This is a genomic window from Bradyrhizobium sp. LA2.1, assembly GCF_040547725.1.
GTDB classification, from domain to species: domain Bacteria; phylum Pseudomonadota; class Alphaproteobacteria; order Rhizobiales; family Xanthobacteraceae; genus Bradyrhizobium; species Bradyrhizobium barranii.
The window spans coordinates 61,050-83,710 of sequence record NZ_JBEPQI010000026.1; the positions used below are offsets into that span (position 1 = coordinate 61,050).

At 64.5% G+C, this 22,661-nt stretch carries 21 protein-coding genes; 18 read left to right on the forward strand and 3 right to left on the reverse strand.

Features of this window, described 5'->3' with window-relative positions; genetic code table 11:
• Positions 1–6 precede the first annotated feature (6 nt).
• Positions 7–960, forward strand: a complete 954-nt coding sequence (locus tag ABIB95_RS36890) for a DUF6492 family protein (RefSeq protein ID WP_354247045.1) — start codon at positions 7–9, stop codon at positions 958–960.
• A 9-nt stretch (positions 961–969) separates the two neighbouring features.
• Here ABIB95_RS36890 and ABIB95_RS36895 read toward each other — a convergent pair whose 3' ends face one another.
• Positions 970–2,037 carry an endo-1,4-beta-xylanase gene (locus ABIB95_RS36895; RefSeq protein ID WP_354247048.1) on the reverse strand — a complete coding sequence of 356 codons (1,068 nt, stop codon included), beginning with the start codon at positions 2,035–2,037 and terminating at the stop codon, positions 970–972.
• A 353-nt stretch (positions 2,038–2,390) separates the two neighbouring features.
• On the opposite strand from ABIB95_RS36895, the gene ABIB95_RS36900 reads away from it, so the two are divergent.
• Positions 2,391–3,827 carry a lipopolysaccharide biosynthesis protein gene (locus ABIB95_RS36900; RefSeq protein ID WP_354247051.1) on the forward strand — a complete coding sequence of 479 codons (1,437 nt, stop codon included), beginning with the start codon at positions 2,391–2,393 and terminating at the stop codon, positions 3,825–3,827.
• A gap of 10 nt (positions 3,828–3,837) precedes the next feature.
• Here the strand turns inward: ABIB95_RS36900 and ABIB95_RS36905 are convergent, their stop codons facing one another.
• The gene (locus ABIB95_RS36905; protein WP_354247053.1) at positions 3,838–4,572 is read right to left on the reverse strand and encodes an SDR family NAD(P)-dependent oxidoreductase; all 735 of its coding nucleotides are present in this window, start codon (positions 4,570–4,572) and stop codon (positions 3,838–3,840) included.
• A gap of 10 nt (positions 4,573–4,582) precedes the next feature.
• Positions 4,583–5,623, reverse strand: coding sequence for a LacI family DNA-binding transcriptional regulator (locus ABIB95_RS36910; RefSeq protein ID WP_063985365.1), 1,041 nt, complete (start codon positions 5,621–5,623; stop codon positions 4,583–4,585).
• A 192-nt stretch (positions 5,624–5,815) separates the two neighbouring features.
• Here ABIB95_RS36910 and ABIB95_RS36915 point away from each other — a divergent pair, with 192 nt between their 5' ends.
• From ABIB95_RS36915 to ABIB95_RS36990, 16 genes are all read left to right on the forward strand, one after another.
• Entirely contained in the window at positions 5,816–7,117 is a 1,302-nt protein-coding gene (locus ABIB95_RS36915; RefSeq protein ID WP_354247056.1) for an ABC transporter substrate-binding protein, read from the forward strand.
• A gap of 61 nt (positions 7,118–7,178) precedes the next feature.
• Complete coding sequence (locus ABIB95_RS36920; protein ID WP_354247059.1) at positions 7,179–8,066, forward strand: carbohydrate ABC transporter permease; 888 nt, start codon at positions 7,179–7,181, stop codon at positions 8,064–8,066.
• A gap of 4 nt (positions 8,067–8,070) precedes the next feature.
• A complete protein-coding gene (locus tag ABIB95_RS36925) occupies positions 8,071–8,898 on the forward strand; it encodes a carbohydrate ABC transporter permease (protein ID WP_354247060.1) in 828 nt (275 codons plus the stop codon).
• 8 nt (positions 8,899–8,906) lie between these two features.
• Positions 8,907–9,911, forward strand: a complete 1,005-nt coding sequence (locus ABIB95_RS36930) for a zinc-dependent alcohol dehydrogenase family protein (RefSeq protein ID WP_354247063.1) — start codon at positions 8,907–8,909, stop codon at positions 9,909–9,911.
• A gap of 6 nt (positions 9,912–9,917) precedes the next feature.
• On the forward strand, positions 9,918–10,991 hold the full coding sequence (locus ABIB95_RS36935; RefSeq protein WP_208069594.1) for an ABC transporter ATP-binding protein: 1,074 nt from the start codon (positions 9,918–9,920) through the stop codon (positions 10,989–10,991).
• 17 nt (positions 10,992–11,008) lie between these two features.
• On the forward strand, positions 11,009–11,938 hold the full coding sequence (locus ABIB95_RS36940; protein ID WP_354247066.1) for a sugar kinase: 930 nt from the start codon (positions 11,009–11,011) through the stop codon (positions 11,936–11,938).
• Positions 11,935–12,972 carry a tagatose 1,6-diphosphate aldolase gene (locus tag ABIB95_RS36945; RefSeq protein ID WP_354247069.1) on the forward strand — a complete coding sequence of 346 codons (1,038 nt, stop codon included), beginning with the start codon at positions 11,935–11,937 and terminating at the stop codon, positions 12,970–12,972. The genes ABIB95_RS36940 and ABIB95_RS36945 overlap by 4 nt, the downstream gene beginning before the upstream one ends.
• Positions 12,973–13,020: 48 nt before the next feature.
• Positions 13,021–14,148, forward strand: a complete 1,128-nt coding sequence (locus tag ABIB95_RS36950) for a mandelate racemase/muconate lactonizing enzyme family protein (protein ID WP_354247072.1) — start codon at positions 13,021–13,023, stop codon at positions 14,146–14,148.
• Between the two features lie 245 nt (positions 14,149–14,393).
• Entirely contained in the window at positions 14,394–15,626 is a 1,233-nt protein-coding gene (locus tag ABIB95_RS36955) for a branched-chain amino acid ABC transporter substrate-binding protein (protein WP_354247075.1), read from the forward strand.
• Positions 15,627–15,744: 118 nt separating this feature from the next.
• Positions 15,745–16,692 carry a branched-chain amino acid ABC transporter permease gene (locus ABIB95_RS36960; RefSeq protein ID WP_166349822.1) on the forward strand — a complete coding sequence of 316 codons (948 nt, stop codon included), beginning with the start codon at positions 15,745–15,747 and terminating at the stop codon, positions 16,690–16,692.
• On the forward strand, positions 16,689–17,969 hold the full coding sequence (locus tag ABIB95_RS36965; protein ID WP_354247078.1) for a branched-chain amino acid ABC transporter permease: 1,281 nt from the start codon (positions 16,689–16,691) through the stop codon (positions 17,967–17,969). Before ABIB95_RS36960 ends, ABIB95_RS36965 begins: the two co-directional genes overlap by 4 nt.
• On the forward strand, positions 17,966–18,736 hold the full coding sequence (locus ABIB95_RS36970; protein WP_354247081.1) for an ABC transporter ATP-binding protein: 771 nt from the start codon (positions 17,966–17,968) through the stop codon (positions 18,734–18,736). Before ABIB95_RS36965 ends, ABIB95_RS36970 begins: the two co-directional genes overlap by 4 nt.
• Positions 18,736–19,431 (forward strand): ABC transporter ATP-binding protein, encoded by a 696-nt coding sequence (locus ABIB95_RS36975; RefSeq protein ID WP_354247083.1) that lies wholly within the window; start codon positions 18,736–18,738, stop codon positions 19,429–19,431. The genes ABIB95_RS36970 and ABIB95_RS36975 overlap by 1 nt, the downstream gene beginning before the upstream one ends.
• Before the next feature lie 216 nt (positions 19,432–19,647).
• Complete coding sequence (locus ABIB95_RS36980) at positions 19,648–20,862, forward strand: ABC transporter substrate-binding protein (RefSeq protein WP_502917917.1); 1,215 nt, start codon at positions 19,648–19,650, stop codon at positions 20,860–20,862.
• A gap of 88 nt (positions 20,863–20,950) precedes the next feature.
• A complete protein-coding gene (locus tag ABIB95_RS36985; RefSeq protein WP_354247089.1) occupies positions 20,951–22,144 on the forward strand; it encodes a CaiB/BaiF CoA transferase family protein in 1,194 nt (397 codons plus the stop codon).
• Positions 22,145–22,246: 102 nt separating this feature from the next.
• A complete protein-coding gene (locus ABIB95_RS36990) occupies positions 22,247–22,465 on the forward strand; it encodes a hypothetical protein (protein WP_071916378.1) in 219 nt (72 codons plus the stop codon).
• Positions 22,466–22,661: the final 196 nt, after the last annotated feature.

The window sequence follows — 22,661 nt, forward strand, 5'->3', positions numbered from 1 at the left end:
CGCTCCATGCATTCCGTTGCCCTGCTGACCGCCAGCTACGCCAAGGATATCGAACGCTTTTCGCTGCTCAGCGAGAGCATCGACACCTGGCTCTCGGGATACACGCGGCATTATGTTCTCGTTAACGATGAGGACGTGCCGCTGTTCGCGCGGTTCGCATCCGACAAGCGCGTCATCGTTCCGGCCTCGAATTATCTGCCGAAATGGCTCTGGGCGCTGCCGCCGGCGCTTCAGTTCCTCAGCAAGCGCCGGGTCTGGCTGTCGCTGCTGTCGTCGCCGGTGCATGGTTGGCACATCCAGCAGATCCTGAAGATCGCCGGCGTGCTCAACGCATCCGAGCAGCGCGTCTGCATCCTGGACTCGGACAATCTGTTCTTCCGCGAATTCGACGTTGGCCAATATGCCGGCGCCGAGAAGACGCCACTGTTCGTCACTCCAAAGGACATCGGCGCGGACCACCCGTTGCACGGGTTGTGGCTGCGCACAGTCGATCAGCTTCTCGGTATCAAGGAGCGCTCGTTCCCGGCCGACGACTATGTCGGCAACGCGCTGGTCTGGGACCGGGACACCGCGCGCGCGATGACCGACGCCATCAAGGCGGCGACAGGATTGAACTGGGTTCTGGCGTTGTGCCGGAAGAAGAAGTTCTCGGAGTATCTGATGTACGGACACTTCGTTGCGAAGTCGCCCGCGCATCTGGCCACCCATCGGGTCACCGAAGACAGCGTTGCGGTCTCGCATTGGGACGACACGCCCCTCGACCGCCCGGCCATCGAAGCGATGATGCGCGCGGCCTCGCCCGAACAGGTCGCGCTCTGCATCCAGTCCTATTCGTCGACCTCGGTCGACGACATCCGCGACGTGTTCCGCCTTAGCTCGCGGGATCGACGCAGCCCGAGCCTGTCTCCTGAAGATATGGGTGATGCGGCCGAATTCGAAGTGCCGGCGAAGACGCGCTAAGGCCGCGTCTCAGGCGTCTCTCGTGAACTTGCTGATGACGTCCATGAACGGCTTCGGCTTGAACTCGCCGTCGAGCGGCAAGGGGCGGTTCGGCTGCTTGTCCGCGCGGGCGAAGGTGCCGTTGATCCAGCTATAGCGATCCGAGAGGCCCCAGGTCAGGATCGAGCGCACCGGGCCGCTGGTCGAGATCGCGGTCAGGAGATCGTCGACGCGCTTGGCGACGATGGCGTCGCGCTCCGCAGGACTTCCCGTCAGCTTCTGGTCGTCGACATCGAGCTCGGTGACGAGCACATCGAGGCCCCAGGAGCGCAACTCGGTGACGAATTCGGCGAGCCCATGCGTGTCGATCTCGAGCTCGGCATGCAGATGCGATTGTAGGCCTACGGCGTGCAGCGGCACGCCCTGGTCGAGCAGGTCCATGATCAGGTTGCGGTACGCCGCGCGCTTGGCAATGAACGAGTCCTTCGCCGACTCGATGTCATATTCGTTGATCGCGAGCTTGACGAAGGGATCGGCCGCGGCCGCCGTGCGGAAGGCCAGCGGAATCCAGCGGTTGCCCAGATGCTGCGTCCAGAACGTGTCGCGCCGGTCGGTGATCTTCTTCGGATTGTCCGGGATCGGCTCATTGACGACGTCCCACGACGTCAGCTTGTCCTTGTAATAGGACACGACGGTGCCGATGTGGTCGACATAGGCGCGCTCGACGCCCTTGGTGTCCTTGATCTGCTTGGTCCAGTCCGGAATGTCGTGATACCAGGCGAGCGCGTGGCCGCGCATCGTCAGATCGTTCTCCCTGGCGAAATCCAGGATCGCGTCGGCGCGCTCGAAGTTGAACGTGTGCGCGTTCGGCCGCAGCATCGGCCATTTCAGCTCGAGCACCGGCACCACCTGGGTGCAATAGGTGCTGATGGCTTCGCCGAGCCTGGGATCGGCTTGCAGGTCCCAGAGCGTCGCCGCAGCGCCAAAGCCCGGACGGCGCTGCGCGAGTTTTGATGCCGGCGCGGCGGACGCCGATGCCCCCGCCGCGAGTGCTGCGGCGCCGCCGAGGAGAAATTCGCGTCTGTCGAGCCTGGTCACGGTGGGACGTTCCTTTTGGAACCAATGCGCCATCGTACCAAGCGGCGCCTTGCGACGCCGGGGTTTCCTGTCGTTGGGTTAACCTTTGCGGATGTCCGGTGCGCAACGCGCGTGGCGCTGCGTCGCTGTTCCAGTCTGGATCAGGGTTTCGTGTCGTGATCGCTCGAACCGCCCCAGGGAAAGGGCAAATTTAACGCTAACGCGCGAAAGCGGCCTTCCAGCCTCATTCGCCGCCCGATCTGCAGACTTATGTGACACTCTTGAGAGATGCTGCGGCGCAGTTCGTTCGCCCCGCCAAGGTCATTGATTAACGGCCGTCACCATCACAACACCGTTGCCGGTCCTGTGCTCGCATGCTGAACCGCCATTTCTCGATTTATCTCGTTGCCTATATCCTGCCCGCAGCGGTGGGCTTCTTCGCGGTCACGGCCTACACGCGGCTGCTGACGCCGGCCGAGTACGGCGTCTATGTCGTCGGCATCAGCCTCGCCGGCATATTGGGCGCGATCTTCTTCGCCTGGATCAAGCTGTCGGTGTCCCGCTATCAGGCGATGTCGGCGGAGGTGGATTTTCGCGGCACGGCGATGGTTGCCTTCGGGCTGACGGCCGCGGTCCTCTGCGCCACCACGCCGCTGGTCATTCTGTTCCGTAGCGACCTCAGTGTCGAGCTGCTGCTCGCCAGCATGTTCGTGGCGATCATGGCCAATGCCGTCGATGTCGGTCAGGAATTCGAACGCGCCAAATTGCGCCCCTACAGGTTCGCGGCGATCTCGATCGTCCGCAGCGTGTCGAGCGTCGGTTTTGGTCTGCTCGGCATCTGGCTCGGCTGGGGTGGCTTGGGACTGCTCGCCGCGTTCGGTCTGGGCTCGCTCACCGGCATCATTCTCAATCTCGTCGGCGACCGCACGAAGATCGCGCGCTTCGAGCGAAGCCAGTTCATGCAGCTGGCGCGCTACGGCCTGCCGCTGACGCTGGCCGGATTGTCCGTTGCGGTCTATTCGGCCTGTGACCGGCTTATCGTCGCTTATCTGCTCGGCAAGGACGCCGCCGGCATTTTCGGCGTCGCCGCCGATCTGCCGCGCCAGTTCATGGTGATGATCGCCTCCAGCGTCGCGGCCGCGACCGTGCCGCTGGTGTTCCGCTCGTTGTCGGAGAAGAACAACGAGACGACGCGGGAGCGGCTGAGCGAGAGCCTCGAGTTGCTGCTCGTCGTCGTCGCACCCGTCGCCGTCTGGCTCGCGCTCGCGGCCGACCAGGTCGCGGGCACGCTCGTCGGCGTCGATTTCCGCGCCGGCGTGTCGGCGCTGCTGCCGACGCTGGTGCTCGCGCGCTTCTTCGGCATCGCCAATCAATTCTATGTGCAGATCAGTTTCCAGCTCGCCGAGCGGCCGTTCATGCTGGCGGCGCAGTCGTTCCTCACGCTCGTTCTGAGCGTGGCACTGATGTTCGCGCTGGTGGCCGGCTACGGCCTTTACGGCGCGGCGCTCGCCACGCTCGCCACCGAAGCGCTCGGCTTCGTCGTCGCCGTCGCCCTGATGCACCGCGCCCATCCCGTGCCGTTCGACGTCAACCGCCTCGCCGGCGTTGCGGCTTCGGCTGCGGCGATGGCGGGCGCCATCCTCATTGCGCGGACGCAAGCCGGCGGTACCGGTATCGTGGCGTTGATGGTCGTCAGCTCCGCGGGTGGGGTTGCTTACGCCGCAGCGGCCTGGCTGCTCAACGTCGCGAACGTGCGGACGTTGTCGCTGCGCTTCCTGCGGACGTTCAACCGCAAGGCGCTGGGCGTATAGAACCCGCGCGCTACCCCGCCAGAAAGCCGCCATCCACGGCAATGACGGTGCCGGTCGCATATTGCGAAGCCGGCATGCAGAGGAAAGCGACGGCGCCGGCAATGTCCTCTGGCTGTCCCCAGCGCTTGAAGGCGGTGCGGTCGGCGATGCGCTGATAATGCGCAAGGTCGCTGCGACCGGCGGCGTTGATCGCGGTTTCGACATAGCCGGGCGCGACCGCGTTGACGCGGATGCCCTCTTCGGCCCACTTCAAGGCCAGCGCCTTGGTCAGCATCACGACACCGCCCTTGCTGGCGCAATAGGCGGGAATCCGCGGCAGCGCCAGCGTCGCGTTCATCGAAGCGATGTTGACGATCGATCCCGTCTGCTCCGCGAGCAGCGGACGGAATGCCATGCAGGTCCGGAACGTGCCGGTGAGATTGACGTCGAGCACCTTCATGAAGGTCTCGATCTCGAATTCCTTGTCGCGCGCGAGAACGCCGGCGCAGTTGATCAGCGCGTCGACGCGCTTGTGTTTCCGGGCGAAGGACGTGACGGCCGCGTCATCGGTGACATCGAGCGTCGCGAGCGTGAGGCCCGCGCGCGGTTTGAGGAGGGTGCGGGCAAGATCGGCCTCGTTCGCACCCGTTGCAGTCACCGCCGCACCCAGATCGCAGAATTGATTGCTGATGGCGGCACCAATGTCGCCGGCGCCGCCGATCACGACGGCATGGAAGCCGGGGGCGAGGGAAAAGTTCGGATTCATCGGGAGTGTCTCACTTCAGGGATTTCGGGGGCGCTGCCGTCGACTCGCGGACGACCAGCGAGAAGTCGATCTCGCGATGCATGATGGTTTGCTCGCCGGCGAGGCTGCGCACCAGATATTCGCCGGCGCGCTGCCAGGTTTCTCCGGTCGGTACGTGGATCGTGGTCAGGCTCGGCCGCAAATGCCGGCTCCAGTCGAGGTCGTCGAAGCCGACCACCGAGAGGTCACGCGGCACCGAAAAACCGCTGCGCTCGGCTTCGAGCAGCACGCCATAGGCGATCACGTCGTTGCCGCACACCACGGCTGTCGGGCGGTCCTCGAGGCCCAGGAGATAGCGGGCCGCCTCGCGCGCGTCGTCCAGCGTATAGGGCACCTCGACATGCCATTGCGAAGGCAATTCGAGCCCGTTCTCCGTCAGCGCGCGGCGAAAGCCGGCGACGCGCGCGCTGGCGCGGTCGTTGTTGCGCTGGAGCGCCGAGACGATCCCGATGCGGCGGTGGCCGAGCTCGATGACATGCGCGGCGGCGCGATGGGCGGCGGCTTCGTTGTCGGTGCCGACGCAAGGATAGGGCCGGTCGGGCTGGTAGATGCCGACATTGATGAAGGGCACCGCGTTGTCCGCCAGCAGCTTGCGCAATCCGTCGTGATGGCAATCGCCGCGCAGCACGAGGCCGTCGACGCCGCGGCTGATCAGATTGCGCGCCTGCTGCAATTCGACGTCGAGATCGTAGCCGCTCGTGGTGAGAAACAGCATGTATCCGACCGACGACAAATATTGCTGCAGCGAGGCGATGCCGCGTGCGAACATCGTGTTGTCGATCGTCGGTACGATTGCGCCAAGCGTGCGCGAGCGGCGTGACGACAGGATGCGCGCCGGCGCATGCGGGATGTAGCCGAGCGCGTCGATGGCCTGCTCGATACGCGCCCGCAAGGAAGGGCTCACCGCGTCGGGGTTGTTGAGGGCGCGCGAGACCGATGCCGTCGAGACGCCGGCACGGGCCGCCACGGCGCGGATGCCCTGCTTCACAGACTTGGCGTTGGTCAGTCTCATGAATGTAACGTTACATCGGGCGTAGCGAGCCGCATGGTAGCGGCAATGTCGCGAATCTGCCGCAGATTGTGCGGCTTGTCCATCGCTTGACACGGCGGATGCGAGGTCTATTTTGTAACCGTTTTCAAGTACTGCTCAAGCGTGTTCAAAATGGTCCGCCAGCTTAAGGCGGCCAGCCGGGAGGAGAGTTCGATGAAGGCCAGGATGCTCGCGACCCACGTCGCGTTGCCCGTTCTCGCGATTGCTGCGGCGACCGCGCAGGCGCACGCCGCCGATTTCGACTGGATGAAGTTCAAGGGCAAGACCGTCACCTTTCTCGCCAACAACAATCCGGTGTCGCAGGCGCTGCTGACTTACAAGGCCGATTTCGAGAAGCTGACCGGCATGACCCTCAAGGTCGACGGCTATCAGGAGCAGCAGATGCGCCAGCGTCTGGTGACCGTCATGAATGCGAACAGCGACGAGGTGGACGTGTTCATGACGCTGCCCTCGCGCGAGGGCGAGCAGTTCGCCGCCGCCGGCTGGTACGGCGATCTCACCGCGATGGCCAAGAACGAGGTGGCCAGGGAATACGACCCCAACGGATTGAGCCAGGCCCTGCTGAAGGCCGCGACCTTCGGCGGCAAGCTGACCAGCATGCCCATGAACATCGAAGGCCCGATCTTCTATTACCGCACCGACATCTTCAAAAAGTGCGGGCTCGAGGCGCCGAAGACGATCAAGGACGTCGAGGCCGCTGCCGAGAAGATCAAGAGCTGCGATAGCACCGTGACGCCGTTCGTGTCGCGCGGCCTCAAGCCCGCGATTGCCTATACCTTCAGCAACATGCTGCACAATGTCGGCGGCAGCTATATCGCAAACGGCAGGTCGAACCTCTGCTCGGTCAAGGGCAAGGAAGCGCTCGACACCTATAGCCGGTTGCTGCGCGATTTCGGACCGCCTGGCGTCGTCAATTATAGCTTCCAGCAGATTTCGGCGCTCTACCGCGGCGGCCGCGCCGCGATGGCGTTTGAGTCGTCGAACGAGTTGCGCACGGTGATGGAAGGCGGCGCGCGCCTGAAGGACACCGGCCTGCTGCCGTTCCCGGCGGGCGATGCCGGCCAGGTGCCGACCACGATCGGCTGGGGCATGGCAGTGTCCTCGCACAGCAAGCAGCCGGATGCGGCCTGGTACTTCGTGCAATGGGCGACCAGCCCCGAGGTGCAGAAGAAGATGGCGCTTCAGGGCATTGCCCCGCCGCGTCCGTCGGTCGCCAAGGATCCTGAATACCGCAAGTGGATCGACGAGGAGCCGGTGCGGAAGGAATGGCAGGCCGCGCTCGACGTGCTCGCAACCAAGGGCTCCTCCGAGGTCGGCTATCCCATCGTCGCCAATCCGCAATCGCGCGAGTTCATCGGGCAGGCGGTACAGGATCTGATCCTGAAGCAGAAGACCGTCGATCAGGCTTGCGCGGATGCCGACAAGGCGCTGGATGCGCTGATCGCGCTGAACTAACCGCCTCATGCCGGCAGGCTTGCTGCCTGCCGGCACCCAACTCGATCGAGGATACGAACGCATGTCTGATGCGGCTGCGACACTCACGCAGGACCGGCAGAAGCTGGAGATGGCGGCCCTATCGGCGCCGGCCGTGGTCTTCACGGTCGCGATGATCGCGTTTCCGGTCGTCTATACGATCTGGCTCGGCTTCCAGACCTTCTCCTCGACCGGCAAGCAGTCTTTCGCGGGCCTCGCCAATTATTCGAAGCTGATCTCCGATTACGAATTCTGGCACGGGCTGTGGATCACCATTGCGCTATTCGTGCTGTCGCTGGTGCTGCAGCTCGTCTTCGGCGTCTGGCTGGCGCTGGTGCTGTTCCACGCCAAGCGGCTGCCAGGCATCGTGCGCTCGCTGTTCATTTCGCCCTTCATGATGCCGCCGGTGGTGGCGGGCATGATGTGGCTGGTGATCCTCGATCCGTCGCTCGGTGCTGCCAACTATATCCTCCAGTCATTCGGCCTGCCGCCGTCGGACTGGCTGGCCTCGCCGACCTGGGTCATTCCGACCGTGGCTCTGATCGACAGCTGGCAGTGGACGCCTTATGTCGCCCTGATCGTGCTGGGCGGCCTGCAATCCCTGCCGCCGAGCGTCTACGAGGCGGCGCAGATCGACGGCGCGTCGCCATTCAGGACTTTCCAGCGCATCACGCTGCCGCTGCTGCTGCCGACCATCGTCACCGCGGCGATCCTGCGCAGCGTCGATCTGCTGCGCTTCTTCGACATCATCTACATCACGACCCAGGGCGGCCCGGGCAACGCCTCGAACACGCTCAACATCTACGGCTTCAGGGTCGGCTTCGAGTTCTTCAACATCGGCTATGCCAGCGCCCTGATGCTGACGCTGACGGCGATCGTGTTCGGCGCCGTGCTCGCCTTCAACCGCCTGCGCGGCGCAGTGGCCTGGTGATGTCATGAGCGATGCCGCCAACACCGACCGCTGGATCCGCTGGCTCAACACGGTGCAGCTCCTGCTCGCCGGCGTGCTCATCATGGCGCCGACGGTCTGGATGGTGCTGTCCTCGTTCAAGCCGTCGTTCGAGGTCACCGCCTATCCGCCGACGCTGAGCTTCTCGCCGACGCTGGAAAATTATGTCGAGCTGACCAGGACCACGCCGTTCCTCAGCTACGCGCTCAACAGTCTCATCGTCACCGTTGGCTCGACCGCACTCGGTCTGCTCTTTGGAATTCCTGCTGCCTTCGCCGTCTCCTGGACGCGGATTTCGTGGCCGGCGATCCTGACGCTCGCCGCGCGCATGGCGCCCGGCACGTTGTTCCTGCTGCCGTGGTACGTGATGTTCCGGCAAATCGGCATGATCGGCTCCTACACCGCCCTGATCCTCAGCCACGCCGTCATCACGCTGCCGATCGTGATCTGGGTTCTGCTGCCGTCCTTCGACGGCATTCCGCGCAGCGTGTTCGAGGCGGCGCAGGTGGATGGGTGCAGCGTCACGCGCATCCTCTGGCGCATCGCGCTGCCGCTGGTGGCATCAGGCGTCGCCGTCTCGGCGATCCTCGCCTTCGTGTTTTCGTGGAACTACTTCCTGTTTGCGCTGGTGCTCTCCAACGGCGACACCAAGACGCTGATCGCGGCCGCCTTCAACTTCATCGGTGAGGGCTCAACGCAATGGGGCGCTCTCATGGCTGCGGCGACGCTGATCGCGTTGCCGCCGCTGGTGCTGGCGGCCCTGGTTCAGCGCTGGCTGGTGTCCGGACTGACGCTCGGTGCGGTGAAAGGCTAGGTATCGAAATGAACGTGTCGCCCCGTCCGAATTCGATCATGCAGGCCGCGGTCTTCCACGGCAATGACCGCATCACCATCGAGCGCGTCGCGATGCCCGATGTCGGCACAGATGAAGTGCTCGTCCGCGTCTCGCGCACCGCACTGTGCGGCTCCGACTTCAAGCTCTGGCACAAGGGCGCCGAGTTCACCGCCGGCCATGAGATCTTTGGTGTCGTCGAGCAGCCCGGTCATCGCCTGCACGGACGCCGTTGCGCCGTCTATATCCCCTTGCATTGCGGCCACTGCGCCGCTTGCAAGCGCGGCGATACCCAGATGTGCCTGGAAGTCTCCAGCCTGATCGGCTGGAACAGGCCGGGCGGCTATGCCGAATATGTGCCGGTGCCGGAGAACTGCCTGCTGCCGGTGCCTGACGATATCGAGGACAGCCTTGCGCCGCTGCTGCTCGACACCATCGGCACGTCGGGCCACGCCGTGCGCTTCGTCAGCCGCGTCGTGCCGGCGAGCGAGGCTGGGCCTGTGCTCGTCATGGGCGCAGGGCCCGTCGGCCTCGGCGTCGTGCTGGCGCTCCGCGCGCTCGGCTACGACGATATCCACGTTGCCGATCCCAACGCGGCGCGGCTGAAGATTGCACAGTCCTTTGGCGCAAATGCGCACCCGGTCGGAGATACCTCGAAGCGCTTTGCCCTCATCATGGAATGCTCCGGTGCACATGCCGCGCGCAACCTCGGCATCGAGCTGGTCCTGCCGCGCGGCGCGCTGGTGCTGGTCGGCGAGAACGCCGCGCCCTGGACCATCGAGGAAGGCAAGGTCTTCCGCCGCAAGGACTTTTACATGATCCGGACCTTCTACTTCCCGGTCTCGGATTTCGAGCCGAATGTCGAACTGCTGCGCAAATACAAGGACGAGTACCGCGTCCTCGTCGATGGCGAGTTCGGTCTGTCGGCTCTGCCGGAGAATTTCGCCCGCTTCGCCAAGGGCGAGCTGATCAAGCCTGTGCTGGCACTGGACTGAGCGATCATGGCTTCGATCTCGATCCGCAACCTCACCAAGCGCTACGGCAATTTCACCGTGATCCCCGATCTCAATCTGGAGATCGCGGACCACGAATTCGTCGTGTTCGTCGGCCCGTCCGGCTGCGGCAAGTCGACCTTGTTGCGCATCATCGCCGGCCTCGAGCCGATTTCGTCCGGCGATCTCTACATCGGCGACAAGCGCGTGAACGGCGTCCAGGCTGCGCAGCGCGATATCGCGATGGTGTTCCAGGATTACGCGCTCTACCCGCACATGCGGGTCTACGACAATATGTCGTTTGCGCTGGAGCTGAGAGGCACGCCGAAGGCCGAGATCGACGCCCGCGTGAGGCGTGCGGCCGCACTGCTGCACATCGAGCCCTATCTCGACCGCAAGCCGAAGGAGTTGTCCGGCGGTCAGCGCCAGCGCGTCGCCATGGGCCGCGCCATCGTGCGCAATCCCAAGGCCTTTTTGTTCGACGAGCCGCTCTCCAATCTCGATGCGAAGCTGCGCGGGCAGGTGCGGGCGGAGATCAAGGCGCTGTCGCAGGAGCTGAAGACCACCATGGTCTTCGTGACACATGACCAGATCGAGGCCATGACCATGGCCGACCGGATCGTCGTGCTCCAGAGCGGCACGATCCAGCAATACGATACACCGGAGACGGTTTACGAGCGGCCCGCCAACCAGTTCGTCGCCGGCTTCATCGGCTCGCCCGCGATGAATTTCTTCCCGGTCGAATGGCGTCAGGAGCGCGCGATCCTGTCGCAAGGCGGAACGGTGGTGCCGCTGGACGGCGAGACCGCTGGCTGCCTGAGCAAAGCCGGCAACGCCGTGCTGGGCATTCGCCCCGAACACTTTGCCATCGCCACTGATGCCGCCGATGGCATCGCCATCAACGTCAAGCTGGTCGAGCCGCTCGGCTCGGACACGCTGATCCATTTCGATCTCGCCGGCGGCTCCGCCATCGCGCGGGTCGATCCGGCGCTGCGGCCGAAGGTTGGTGATCGCATCAATCTGCGCCCACAGTCGGGCAAGACGCATTTGTTTGCTGCATCCAACGGACAGGTCCTGCGGTGAGCGCGCCGGCCAATATAGTGGATCTCGCGGACGTTGCGTCCGGCACGAAGCCCGTGCACGTGATCTGCCTCGGGCTATCCGCGCTCGACCAGGTCTGGCGCGTCGATCGGCCATTCGCGGGTGGAAGCGAGAAGATCAAGGCCGTCGAGTACGGTACGCTTGGCGGCGGCATGGCCGCCAATGCGAGCGTCGCGGTAGCGAAGCTCGGCGCGTCCGTCGCGTTCTGGGGGCGAGCAGGAAATGACGCCGCCGGCCATGAGATGAAATCGGCCTTCACGGCCGAAGGCGTCGATGTCGAGAATTTCCGGCTGTTTCCCGACGGCCGCTCGTCCGTGTCCGGGGTCATCGTCGACAGCTCCGGCGAGCGGCAGATCGTCAATTTCCGCGGCCTTTATCCGGAAGCCGCGAACTGGCTTCCGCTCGAAGCTGTCGCGCGCGCATCGTCCGTGCTGGCCGATCCGCGCTGGGTCGAAGGCGCCGCGACGTTGTTTCGGGAAGCGCGATCGCGCGGCATTCCGACGGTGCTCGACGGCGACATGGCCGATGCCGAGGTATTCGAGCGGCTGCTGCCCTTGACCGATCACGCCATCTTTTCCGAGCCCGCGCTCGCCGCCTTTGCCGGCTCGGCCGAAGATAGATATCTCGCAGCCCTTGCGCGCTTCGGCTGCCGCGTCATCGCCGTTACGCGCGGCGAGGGCGGCGTGAGCTGGTACGAGAACGGCCAGCTGCACCGGCAGGTCGCCTACGCCGTCGACGTCGTCGACACCACGGGCGCGGGCGACGTCTTCCACGGCGCCTATGCGCTCGCAATCGGCGCCGGCCTCGATGTGCGCGCCGCCATGGCGTTTTCGGCGGCGACGGCCGCCATGAAATGCCGCCACGCCGGCGGCCGTAACGGAATCCCTGAGATCAACGAGTGTCTTGTATTCATGAGGACGAAGCCATGAGAACGATTGGAAAGAACCGCGGCCTGGCACGGCTTGCTGACGCGGATGGCCATTTTCGCATGGTCGCGCTGGATCAGCGGCCGCCGTTGTTCGACGCCATTGCAAAGGCAAAGGGGATCACGCGGGACCAGGTCGAATATTCCGACGTCACGGCGGCCAAGCGTCTCCTCGTCGAGAACCTCGCGCCGCATTGCAGTTCGATGCTGTTCGACCCGAACTTCGCAGTGCCTGCCGCGATCGACCTGCTGCCGCCGCGCTGCGGTCTGATCATGACGCTGGAAGAGCACCGCGTTGAGGAAACCGCGGGCGGCCGCAAGTCGCGCGCGATCACCAATTGGAGCGTGGAGAAGATCCGCGCGATGGGCGGCGACGCCGTCAAGGTGCTGGCCTGGTACCGGCCGGACGCCGATGCGGCGGTGAACGAGCACCAGAAGCGTTTCGTGCGCGAAATCGGCGAAGACTGCGCCCGTCACGATATCCCGTACGTGCTCGAGTTGCTGGTCTACCCGTTCCTCGGCAGCGCCAATCACACGGCCGATTACGTGGAATCGCCCGGCAAGCTCCCGGGCCTCGTCATCGACAGCGTGCGCGAATTCGCAAAGCCTGAATACGGCGTCGATCTCCTCAAGCTGGAGAGCCCGCTTGCAGCCAACAGCCTGCCGGCGCGTGACGGCAGCACGGGAGCAAAGGCCGCGCAGAAGGAGTTCGATGCGATCGGTGATATCTGCCGCGAACGCAGCATCCCCTGGGTGTTGCTGTCGGGCGGCGCTGCGCCTGAAAAGTTCGAGCGCGTGCTCGACTACTCCTATGCCGCAGGCGCAAGCGGTTTCCTGGCGGGCCGCACCATCTGGCTGGATGCCGTCCTGAAGAACTTTCCGGACCGCGCAGCGGTGTCGGCCAGCCTGCGCAAGGATGGCCTCGGGGTGCTGGAACGGCTCAATCAGCTGACCACGGCCAAGGGCACGGCGTGGAAGGCGCGCTTCCCGGTGTTCGCTGATATCAAGCAGGAAGGTGACTTCGCGCGCGCCTACTGAGATGGTAACGGTCCCGCGTGGTCTCACCTCGGTCGCAGGACCTGCAATATGACGACTGACAGCTTCATCATCCGCTCGATCGAGGCGTTCTGCTATCGCTATCCCTTGGCGACGCCGGTGGTGACGTCGTTCGGCAAGATGCTCAACCGTCCGGCCGTCTTCGTTCGCGCGCTCGACGAGGACGGTGTCGAGGGATGGGGCGAAGCCTGGTCCAACTTTCCTGCACCGGGCGCCGAGCACCGTGCCCGGCTTGTCAACGAAGTGCTCGCTCCGGGCATTGTCGGGCGCAGGTTCGACGGTCCCGCTCAGGCTTTCGAGGTCCTGTCGAAAGGCACCGAGGTGCTCGCGCTCCAATGCGGCGAGCCCGGTCCGTTCGCGCAGGCGATTTCCGGCATCGATCTCGCGCTGTGGGATCTCTCGGCGCGGCGGCGGCGCTTGCCGTTGTGGCGGCTGCTCGGCGGGCAGACGGGCAGGATCAAGGTCTATGCCAGCGGCATCAATCCCGGTGGCGCCGCGCAAACGGCCGAAGCTGCACTCAAGCGCGGCCATCGCGCGTTGAAGCTGAAGGTCGGCTTCGGTGCCGAGACCGATCTCGCCAATCTGGCCGCGCTGCGCGCGATCGTCGGCGCGGGCATGCTCGCCGCCGATGCCAATCAGGGCTGGTCGGTCGATCAGGCGCTGGAGATGCTGCCGCGGTTGGCCGCGTTCGATCTGCGCTGGCTGGAGGAGCCCCTCCGCGCCGACCGGCGGCGCGAGGAATGGCGCCGGCTACGGGCGAGCGCGACAATGCCGATTGCCGCGGGCGAGAACATTTCGAGCGTCGAGGGCTTCAAGGATGTCCTGGCCGAAGACGTGCTCGGCGTCGTTCAGCCCGACATCGCGAAATGGGGCGGGCTGAGCGCATGCGCTGGCGTCGCGCGCGACATCCTGAAGGCGGGCAAGACGTTCTGCCCGCATTATCTCGGCGGCGGCATCGGACTGCTTGCCTCGGCGCATCTGCTGGCGGGCATCGGCGGCGACGGCTGGCTCGAGGTCGATGCCAACGACAATCCGCTGCGCGACCGGTTCTGCGGTGCCGTTGCCAATGTCACGGATGGTACGATCGTCCTCGGCGAGGAACCGGGGCTCGGATTCACGCCAGACCTGTCGGGAATCGCGAACTATCGCAGCCTGTAGACGGCTGCGACACCTGCGTCGTCGGGCGCCGCGCAGGCCAGTTTCCCCTTGCGTTCTATTCCTCGTCGCGGAAAGCTGCCGGCGAGACGGGCAGCCGCCTTCACATTTCATAACGATGGCCGGAGCCATGTCTCGCCGAGCTTGAAAATCAAAGTTCGTTCTGCTCATTAGGGATCTGCAATTGCGCTGCAACATGCGCAAAAAGCCCATCGACTAAAGTCGATAGCCAGCGAGGAAACGAAAAAATGCGCAAGCTCACTTTGGCCATTGCCGTGATCGCCCCGATGCTCGGTCATGCCGCGTCGGCTGAGGACACCCTCAAGATCGGCTACATCGATCCGCTCTCCGGCGGTGGCGCCAGCGTCGGCGAGGGTGGTCTGAAGACATTCCAGTATCTGGCCGACGAGCTTAACGCCAAGGGCGGCATTCTCGGCCACAAGATCGAGATCGTGCCGCTCGACAACAAGACCAATCCGCAGGAGAGCCTGGTGCAGGCCCAGAAGGCGATCGACGCCGGGGTCCACTACATCACGCAAGGCAACGGCTCGTCCGTCGGCGCGGCGCTGTCGGATTTCGTCACCAAGAACAACACGCGAAATCCCGGCAAGGAAGTGCTGTACTTCAACTACGCCGCCGTCGATCCCAGCCTGACCAACGAGAAGTGCAGCTACTGGCATTTCCGCTGGGATGCGAGCTCCGACATCAAGATGGAGGCGCTCACCAACTACATGAAGGACACCGCCTCGATCAAAAAGGTGTACCTGATCAACCAGGACTATTCGTTCGGTCAGTCCGTCCGCTCCGACGCGCGCAAGATGCTCGGCGCCAAGCGGCCCGACGTCCAGATCGTCGGCGACGAGCTGCATCCGCTGCTGAAGGTCACCGATTTCTCGCCCTATATCGCCAAGATCAAGGCGTCCGGCGCCGACAGCGTCGTCACCGGCAATTGGGGCCAGGACTTCGCGCTGCTGCTCAAGGCTGCCGCTGACGCCGGCCTGAAGGTCAACTGGTACACCTATTATGCCGGCGGCGCCGGCGGCCCCACTGCCGTCAAGCAGACCGGCCTCGATCATCAGGTCTTCCAGATCACCGAAGGCTTTGCGAATTCCGGCAACAAGACCGCGATGGATTACGAGAAGGCGTTCCGCGCCAAGGTCAATTTGTCGCTCTGGTACCCGCGTGCGGTCAACGAGATGCGCATGTTCAAGGCGGCTGCCGAGAAGGCCAACTCGATCGATCCCGTGAAGGTGGCGGCGGCGCTCGAGGACCTGAAGTTCGAGGTCCTGGACGGCGGCAACGGCATCATGCGCAAGGACGACCACCAGTTCCTGCAGCCGATCTACATTTCCTCCTTCGGCAAGCTGACCGAGAATGAGCCGTTCGACGAGGAAAACACCGGCTGGGGCTGGCACCTCGTCTCCAAGGTCGACACGGCGCAGGCCATGGTCCCCACGACCTGCAAGATGGCGCGGCCGTAATCACGACAGCCGTCGTTTTCCCGCGGCCGCCATCGGTCGCGGGAATCGGTGGCTGGACTATTCTTGATTGGGCGATGTTCACCGGGGCCATCAGGCCCCGGACAGAGACGAGTGCGCTGTGCTTGAACTCATTGTCATTTCGACCCTGAACGGCGTGCTGTTCGGCATGCTGCTCTTCCTGCTGTCGAGCGGGCTGACCGTCATCTTCAGCATGATGGGCGTGCTCAACTTCGCGCATGCCAGCTTCTACATGCTCGGCGCCTTCTTCGGCTTCCAGCTCACCAAGTGGATCGGCTTCTGGCCGGCGCTGGTGCTCGCGCCGCTGCTGGTTGGCGCCATCGGCATGGCAGTGGAGCGCTATGGCCTCCGTAACACCCACAAGCACGGCCATGTCGCGGAATTGCTGCTGACCTTCGGCCTGGCTTTTGCGATCGAAGAGATCGTGTCGATGATCTGGGGCAAGAGCCCGGTCGACTATCGTGTACCGGCGCTGCTCGACTTCCCGGCCTTCACGATCTTCTCGACCAATTATCCCGCCTACAAGCTCTTCATGCTGGCCGTCTCGGTCGTGATCTTCGTGGCGCTGCTGGTCGTGCTCAAGCGCACCCGCGTCGGTCTGATCGTGCAGGCGGCGCTGACGCATCCTCACATGGTCGGGCATCTCGGCCACAATGTCGGGCGCGTGTTCATGGTGGTGTTCGGCGTCGGCAGCGCGCTCGCCGGCATTGCCGGCGTCATCGCCGGTCCGGCCCTGGTCACGCAGTCGGACATGGCCGCGGCGCTCGGGCCCATCCTGTTCGTCGTCATCGTGTTCGGTGGCCTCGGCTCCTTGCCCGGTGCTTTCATCGCCTCGCTCGTCATCGGACTGGTGCAGACCTTTGCGGTGGCGCTGAACGGCTCGCTGGCGAGTGCGTTCGGACCGCTCGATCCGTCGACGGGACCGTCGGTCCTCACCGACATCTGGAACGTCACAATCGCGCAGGTCGCGCCGATCGTTCCCTATATGCTGCTGGTGCTCATTCTGATCGTTCGCCCCATGGGCCTGATGGGGACGCGCGAGTCATGACCGCCAAACCGATTTCGGCATCGAAGCCCGCCGGCGACGGCTTGCGCTTCTACGGCGTCTGGCTGATCGGCATTGCCTTGCTGATCGTCCTGCCGCTGATCTTCTCCTCCGGCGGCTCGCTGACGTCGTTCAGCCTGATCGGCATCGCGATCGTCTTCGCGCTGTCCTACAACATCCTGCTCGGCCAGACCGGCCTGCTGTCGTTCGGTCATGCCGTGCACTACGGCCTCGGCGGCTTCGCGGCCTGTCACATGATGAATGCGGTGGTGTCGCACGGCTGGCCGATCCCGCTGCCGTTCATTCCGCTGTTCGGCGGGATCGGTGGTCTCGTCTTCGCTGTCATCATCGGCTGGGTCATGACCAAGCGCGCCGGCACCGTGTTCGCGATGATCTCGCTCGGCATCGGCGAATTGGTGGCGTCGTCCTCGCTGATCCTGCGCTCGGTGTTCGGCGGTGAGGCCGGCATCACCACGGATCGCACGGCGTTGCCCAAGATGTTCGGCTGGTCGTTCGGGCCGCAGGTTCAGGTCTATTACCTCATCGCGTTCTGGCTGGTGCTGTCGGCGATTGCGATGTACGCGCTGACGCGGACGCCGCTGGGGCGGATCAGCAACGCAGTCCGCGACAATCCCGAGCGCGTCCAGTTCATCGGCTACGATCCTCACGTCGTCCGCTATCTCGCCTATTGCTTTGCCGGGTTCTTCGCGGGCGTCGCCGGCGGCCTGACCGCGATCAATTTCGAGATCGCGAACTCCGCGCTGCTCGGTGCGATCCAGTCCGGTCTGGTGCTGTTCTCCACCTTCATCGGCGGCATCGCCTATTTCTTCGGGCCGATCCTCGGCGCGATCCTGGTGACCTATCTCCAGCTCGGGCTGACAGGCCTCACCAGCGTCTGGCAGCTCTATTTCGGCATCATCTTCATCGGCATCGTGATGTTCGCGCCGGGCGGTATCGCCGGCCTGTTGATGATGCACCGGCCGCTGGTTCGCGCCGGAACGCTGTGGACGGTGATCCCGTCCTATCTCGTCGCTGTTGTGCCGACTCTGGCGCTCGCCTGCGGCGTCATCCTCACCATCGAGACGGTCGCGCGCTATTCCGGCGGCGACCCGATCAACCTGTTTGGCATTCCGTTCAACGCGAAGTCCCCGGTGACGTGGATTACCGCGGCAGTTCTCGTCGTCGGCGGTGCGTTCGTCGCGCGGCTGAGCTGGCGGAGGATCGCGGACGCGTGGGACAGGGCTGCGACGGTCGCCCGTGACCGGGGGTATCTGGCATGAGCGGAGCGGTATCTGAAAAGAACGCAGCTATCGAAGTCCGCGCCGTCGAAAAGCGCTTCGGCAATGTCGGCATCATCCGCGATCTCAACCTCAGTGTCGCGAAAGGCGAGCGTCACGCCGTCATCGGTCCGAACGGCGCCGGGAAATCCACGACGTTCAATCTGATCAGCGGCCACATCAAGCCGACCTCGGGCGAGGTGAAGCTGAACGGCGATGTGATCTCCGGCCTGCGGCCGTTCGAGATCAACCGGCGCGGCCTGTCGCGCTCGTTCCAGGTCACCAACGTGTTCGCCCGCATGTCGGTCTGGGAGAATGTCCGCTGCGCCGTGCTGTGGGCGACGGGACACCGCTACGCTTTCTGGAAGAACGTCGACAGCCTGCCGGAAGTGCGCGAGCGCACGGCTCAGATCCTGGACGACATCCATCTCACGCACCGGCGCGATGTTCCGGCGGGACTTCTGACCTACGCCGAGCAGCGCGAGCTCGAGATCGGCATCACCATCGCGAGCGGGGCCACGGTCGTCATGCTCGACGAGCCGACCGCCGGCATGAGCCACGCCGAAACCGACCGCGCGGTGTCGCTGATCCGGCGGCTGACCGAGGGCAAGACCCTGGTCATCGTCGAGCACGACATGAGCGTGGTGTTCGGCCTTGCCGACCGCATCTCCGTGCTGGTCTACGGCCACATCATCGCCTCGGGCACGCCGGAAGAGATCCGGCGCGATCCGAAGGTCAAGGAAGCATATCTCGGCGAGGAAGCGCACTGATGCTCGAGGTCAGGGATCTCCACGCCTATTACGGCAAGAGCCACATCCTCCAGGGCGTCGACCTCGATGTCGCCGCGGGTGAGGTCGTGAGCCTGCTCGGCCGCAACGGTGTCGGCCGCTCCACCACGGTCAAGGCCATCATGGGCGAGGTCGCGCCGCAGGGCACGATCCGCTTCAAGGGCAAGGACATCGCCGGCCTGCCCAGCCACAAGATCGCGCACCTCGGCCTCGGCTATGTCCCTGAACATCGCGATATCTTCCCGAGCTTGACGGTTCGCCAAAACCTCCTGCTCGGCGTCAAGGACACGCGCCGCCCAGGCAAATGGCGGCTTGAGGACATGCTCGAGATGTTCCCCAATCTCGCCGCGCGTGCCGATACGGCCGCGGGCGTGCTGTCGGGCGGCGAGAAGCAGATGCTCACCACCTGCCGGACGCTGATGGGTGATCCGGACCTGATCATGATCGACGAGCCGACCGAAGGTCTGGCACCGCTGATCGTACAGCAGGTCGGCGATCTCATCGCCCGCATCGCGCAGGCCGGCGTCGCAATCCTGCTGGTCGAGCAGAAGCTCTCGATCGCGATGCGGATCTCGAAGCGCGTCTACATCATGGGCCACGGCCGCGTCGTGTTCGAGGGCACGCCGGACGAGCTCAAGGCCAATGCCGCCGTGCGGCAGGAATGGCTTGAGGTCTGACGCTCACATTGCCGTGTAACGAGCGCGCAAAATAGAACGGCTGCAAGCCGCGCATACGCATCTGAATTCTTCGCTACATCTCACGCTTCATAATCCTTGTATCGTCGCGCTCGCCGGCATCGCAATCGATGCGGCCGATGATAACCAAGAAGAAAGTGGAGGGCGCCGGCGGCAGCCTGTGAGCTCGCGCGTCGATGCGTCTTGCCTGGGAAGGAGATGCCGAGCATGCCGGGAAGACAACTGGTCCGTGGAGTCGTTGCTCTGCTTGCGGCGCTGGGCGCCGCTTCGGCCGCGACGGCCGGAAACTACGACACCGGCGCGACCGACACGTCGATCAAGCTCGGGCAGACCATGCCCTATTCGGGACCGGCCTCCGCCTATTCCGCGATTGGCCGCGCCGAGATCGCCTATTTCAAGATGCTCAACGACAAGGGCGGCATCAACGGCCGCAAGGTCGAGCTGCTCAGCATGGACGACGGTTATTCGCCGTCGAAGACGGTCGAGCAGGTTCGCCGCCTCGCCGAGAGCGACGAGGTGCTGGCGATGTTCTCGATGCTCGGCACCGGTCCCAACATCGCCGCGCAGAAATACCTCAACGCCAAGAAGATCCCGCAGCTGTTCCCGTCGAGCGGCGCCAGCCGCTGGAACGATCCGCAGCATTTTCCCTGGACCACCGGTTCGCAGCCGACCTACCGGACCGAAGGCCGCATCTATGCCAAGTGGATTCTTGCGAACAAGCCGAATGCCAAAATCGCCGTCATCACGCCGAACGAGGATCCCGGGCGCGACTATCTCGCCGGCTTCAAGGAAGGGTTAGGGGAGCACGTCAACCAGATCGTGTCCGAGGCCACCTACGAGACATCGGATCCGACCGTGGACTCCCAGATCGTCAAGTTCAAGGCCGCCGGCGCTGACGTTGTTTTCAACGAGTGCACGCCGAAATTCGCGGCGCAAGCGATCAAGAAAATCGCCGAGCTCGGCTGGAAGCCGCAGATCATCCTTCCCGCCGTTTCCAACTCCGTCGGCTCTGTGCTGGTGCCGGCCGGGCTCGACAATTCCGTCGGCATCGTCACCGGTGCTTTCCAGAAGGATCCCGGTGATCCGCGCTGGGAGAATGATTCCGGCATGAAAGCCTGGCGCGAGTGGATGAAGACGTACAATTCGGGCGCCGATCCGGCCGACGTCTTCAACGTCACCGGCTACACCATGGCGCAGATCATGGAGCTGGTGCTGCAGCGCGCCGGCAACGACCTCACCCGCGCCAATTTGATGAAGCAGACGCAGTCGTTCAAGGAGGTCGAATTGCCGATGCTGCTGCCGGGCATCAAGCTCAACACCTCGGCCGAGCAGGTGACGCCGATCCGGCAGTTGCAGATGGCGCGCTTCAACGGCAAGTCCTGGGAGCTGTTCGGCGACGTGATCGGCGAATAGGATCGATGCAGTGTGACGGGCGGGCTGGCACAGCCTTGGCCGCCCGTCTTGTCCCGCAGTTGCTTCCTCCAACGACAGTGAAACGACGATGACACCGACCGGTCCCCTCAGCGGTATCCGCGTTCTCGATCTGACGAGCGTGCTGTTCGGCCCCTACGCCGCGCAGATGCTCGGCGACTGGGGCGCCGATGTCATCAAGGTCGAGCCGCCCGCGGGCGATACTTGGCGCTACACCGGCGTGTTCCGGAACCGCGGGATGAGCGGCCAGTTCATGGCCGTCAACCGCAACAAGCGCAGCCTCGCGCTCGATCTGAAGCATCCGGACGGCAAGGCGGCGCTGGCGCGATTGATCCCGACGGTCGATGCGCTCGTCACCAATGTGCGACCCGCGGCGATGGCGCGGCTCGGCTTCGGCTATGAGGCCTGCGCAAAACTCAATCCGCGCCTGATCTATGCCGCGGCGACCGGCTTCGGCCAGGACGGGCCGTGGGCAGCGCGCCCCGCCTTCGACGAGATCATCCAGGCCGCGTCGGGTCTGGCGTCATCGATCGGATCGGACGAGGAGCCGGAATTCGTTCCGAGCCTGATCGGCGACAAGATCTGCGCGATGGCGATGGTCGGAGCGGTGTCCGCGGCCTTGTTCCGGCGCGAGCGCAGCGGGCAGGGGCAGATGGTCGAAGTTCCGATGCTGGAAACCATCGCCGGCTTCAACAGTATCGAGATGCTGGGCGGGCACGCGTTCGATCCGCCGATCGGCCCGACTGGCTACAAGCGGATGAAGAACCGGCGCCCGGTGCAGACCAAGGACGGCTGGCTGACGATGCTGCCTTACTCCGGAGACAATTGGTGCGCCTTCTTCGAGGCTGTCGGCCGCCCCGAGCTGATCGAGGAGCTCGGGGTGCGCGATCCCGTGCTTCGTTCCCAGAACATCGACAAGGTCTATGACCGCATGAGCGAGATCGGGCCGACCCGCACCACCGCGGAATGGGAGGAGCTATTGCTGCGGCTGGACGTACCGCACACCGCCTTCGCCCGGCTCACCGAGATCGGCGAGCAGCCGCATCTCGCCGCCGTCGCACTGTTTGCGGATATCGATCATCCGACCGAAGGCCGGATCCGGCAGGCGCGGCCCGCGACGAAATTCTCGGAAAGCCCGGCCGGCATCCATCGCATGGCGCCGCGCCTCGGCGAGCATTCGCGCGAGGTGTTGCGCGAGGCCGGCCTGAGCGATGCGGAAATCCAGGCCGCGGTCGACAGCAAGGCGGTTGGTGTCGCGTCCTGAGCCGGCCGGCGTTCGGGAACCGACTCTCTGTGATGACGGTCACATCCTGCTATCGCGGGCGGGTCTAGCGTAGGTCTGTTCATCTTCGCCCCGGATGCGGTCATGACCACCACCGACTTTGCCTTCGTTCTGCGCAGGCTAGGCCTTGCTGCCGCCCTCATCTGCGTCCTCCTGAGCCTGACCGTGTTCGCGGTCCTGCTAATCGTGGAGCACGAACCGGTCGGGCAGGCTGCCGCGCACGCTCTGCCGCTCATGGTGTATGCGCTGTTCGGCCTGTTCGGCGCTGCAATGACCCGGCTGATCGGGCGCCGTACCCACTAACCGGACATTGTGCCGCAGCGATTCGTGACCAGCCCCGGGCCAGCTCCGGCCCCAGCCCACCTTCCGCCCGCGCGAGCCCTCGTATATGAGAGATTTGCCGCCTGATAGGTCCGAATATTGCCGGATACGGAACGCAAGGTGGCTGCGAATTCTTAATTCAAAGATCGCAATCTGACGTGATCGACGTAAGGCGCGG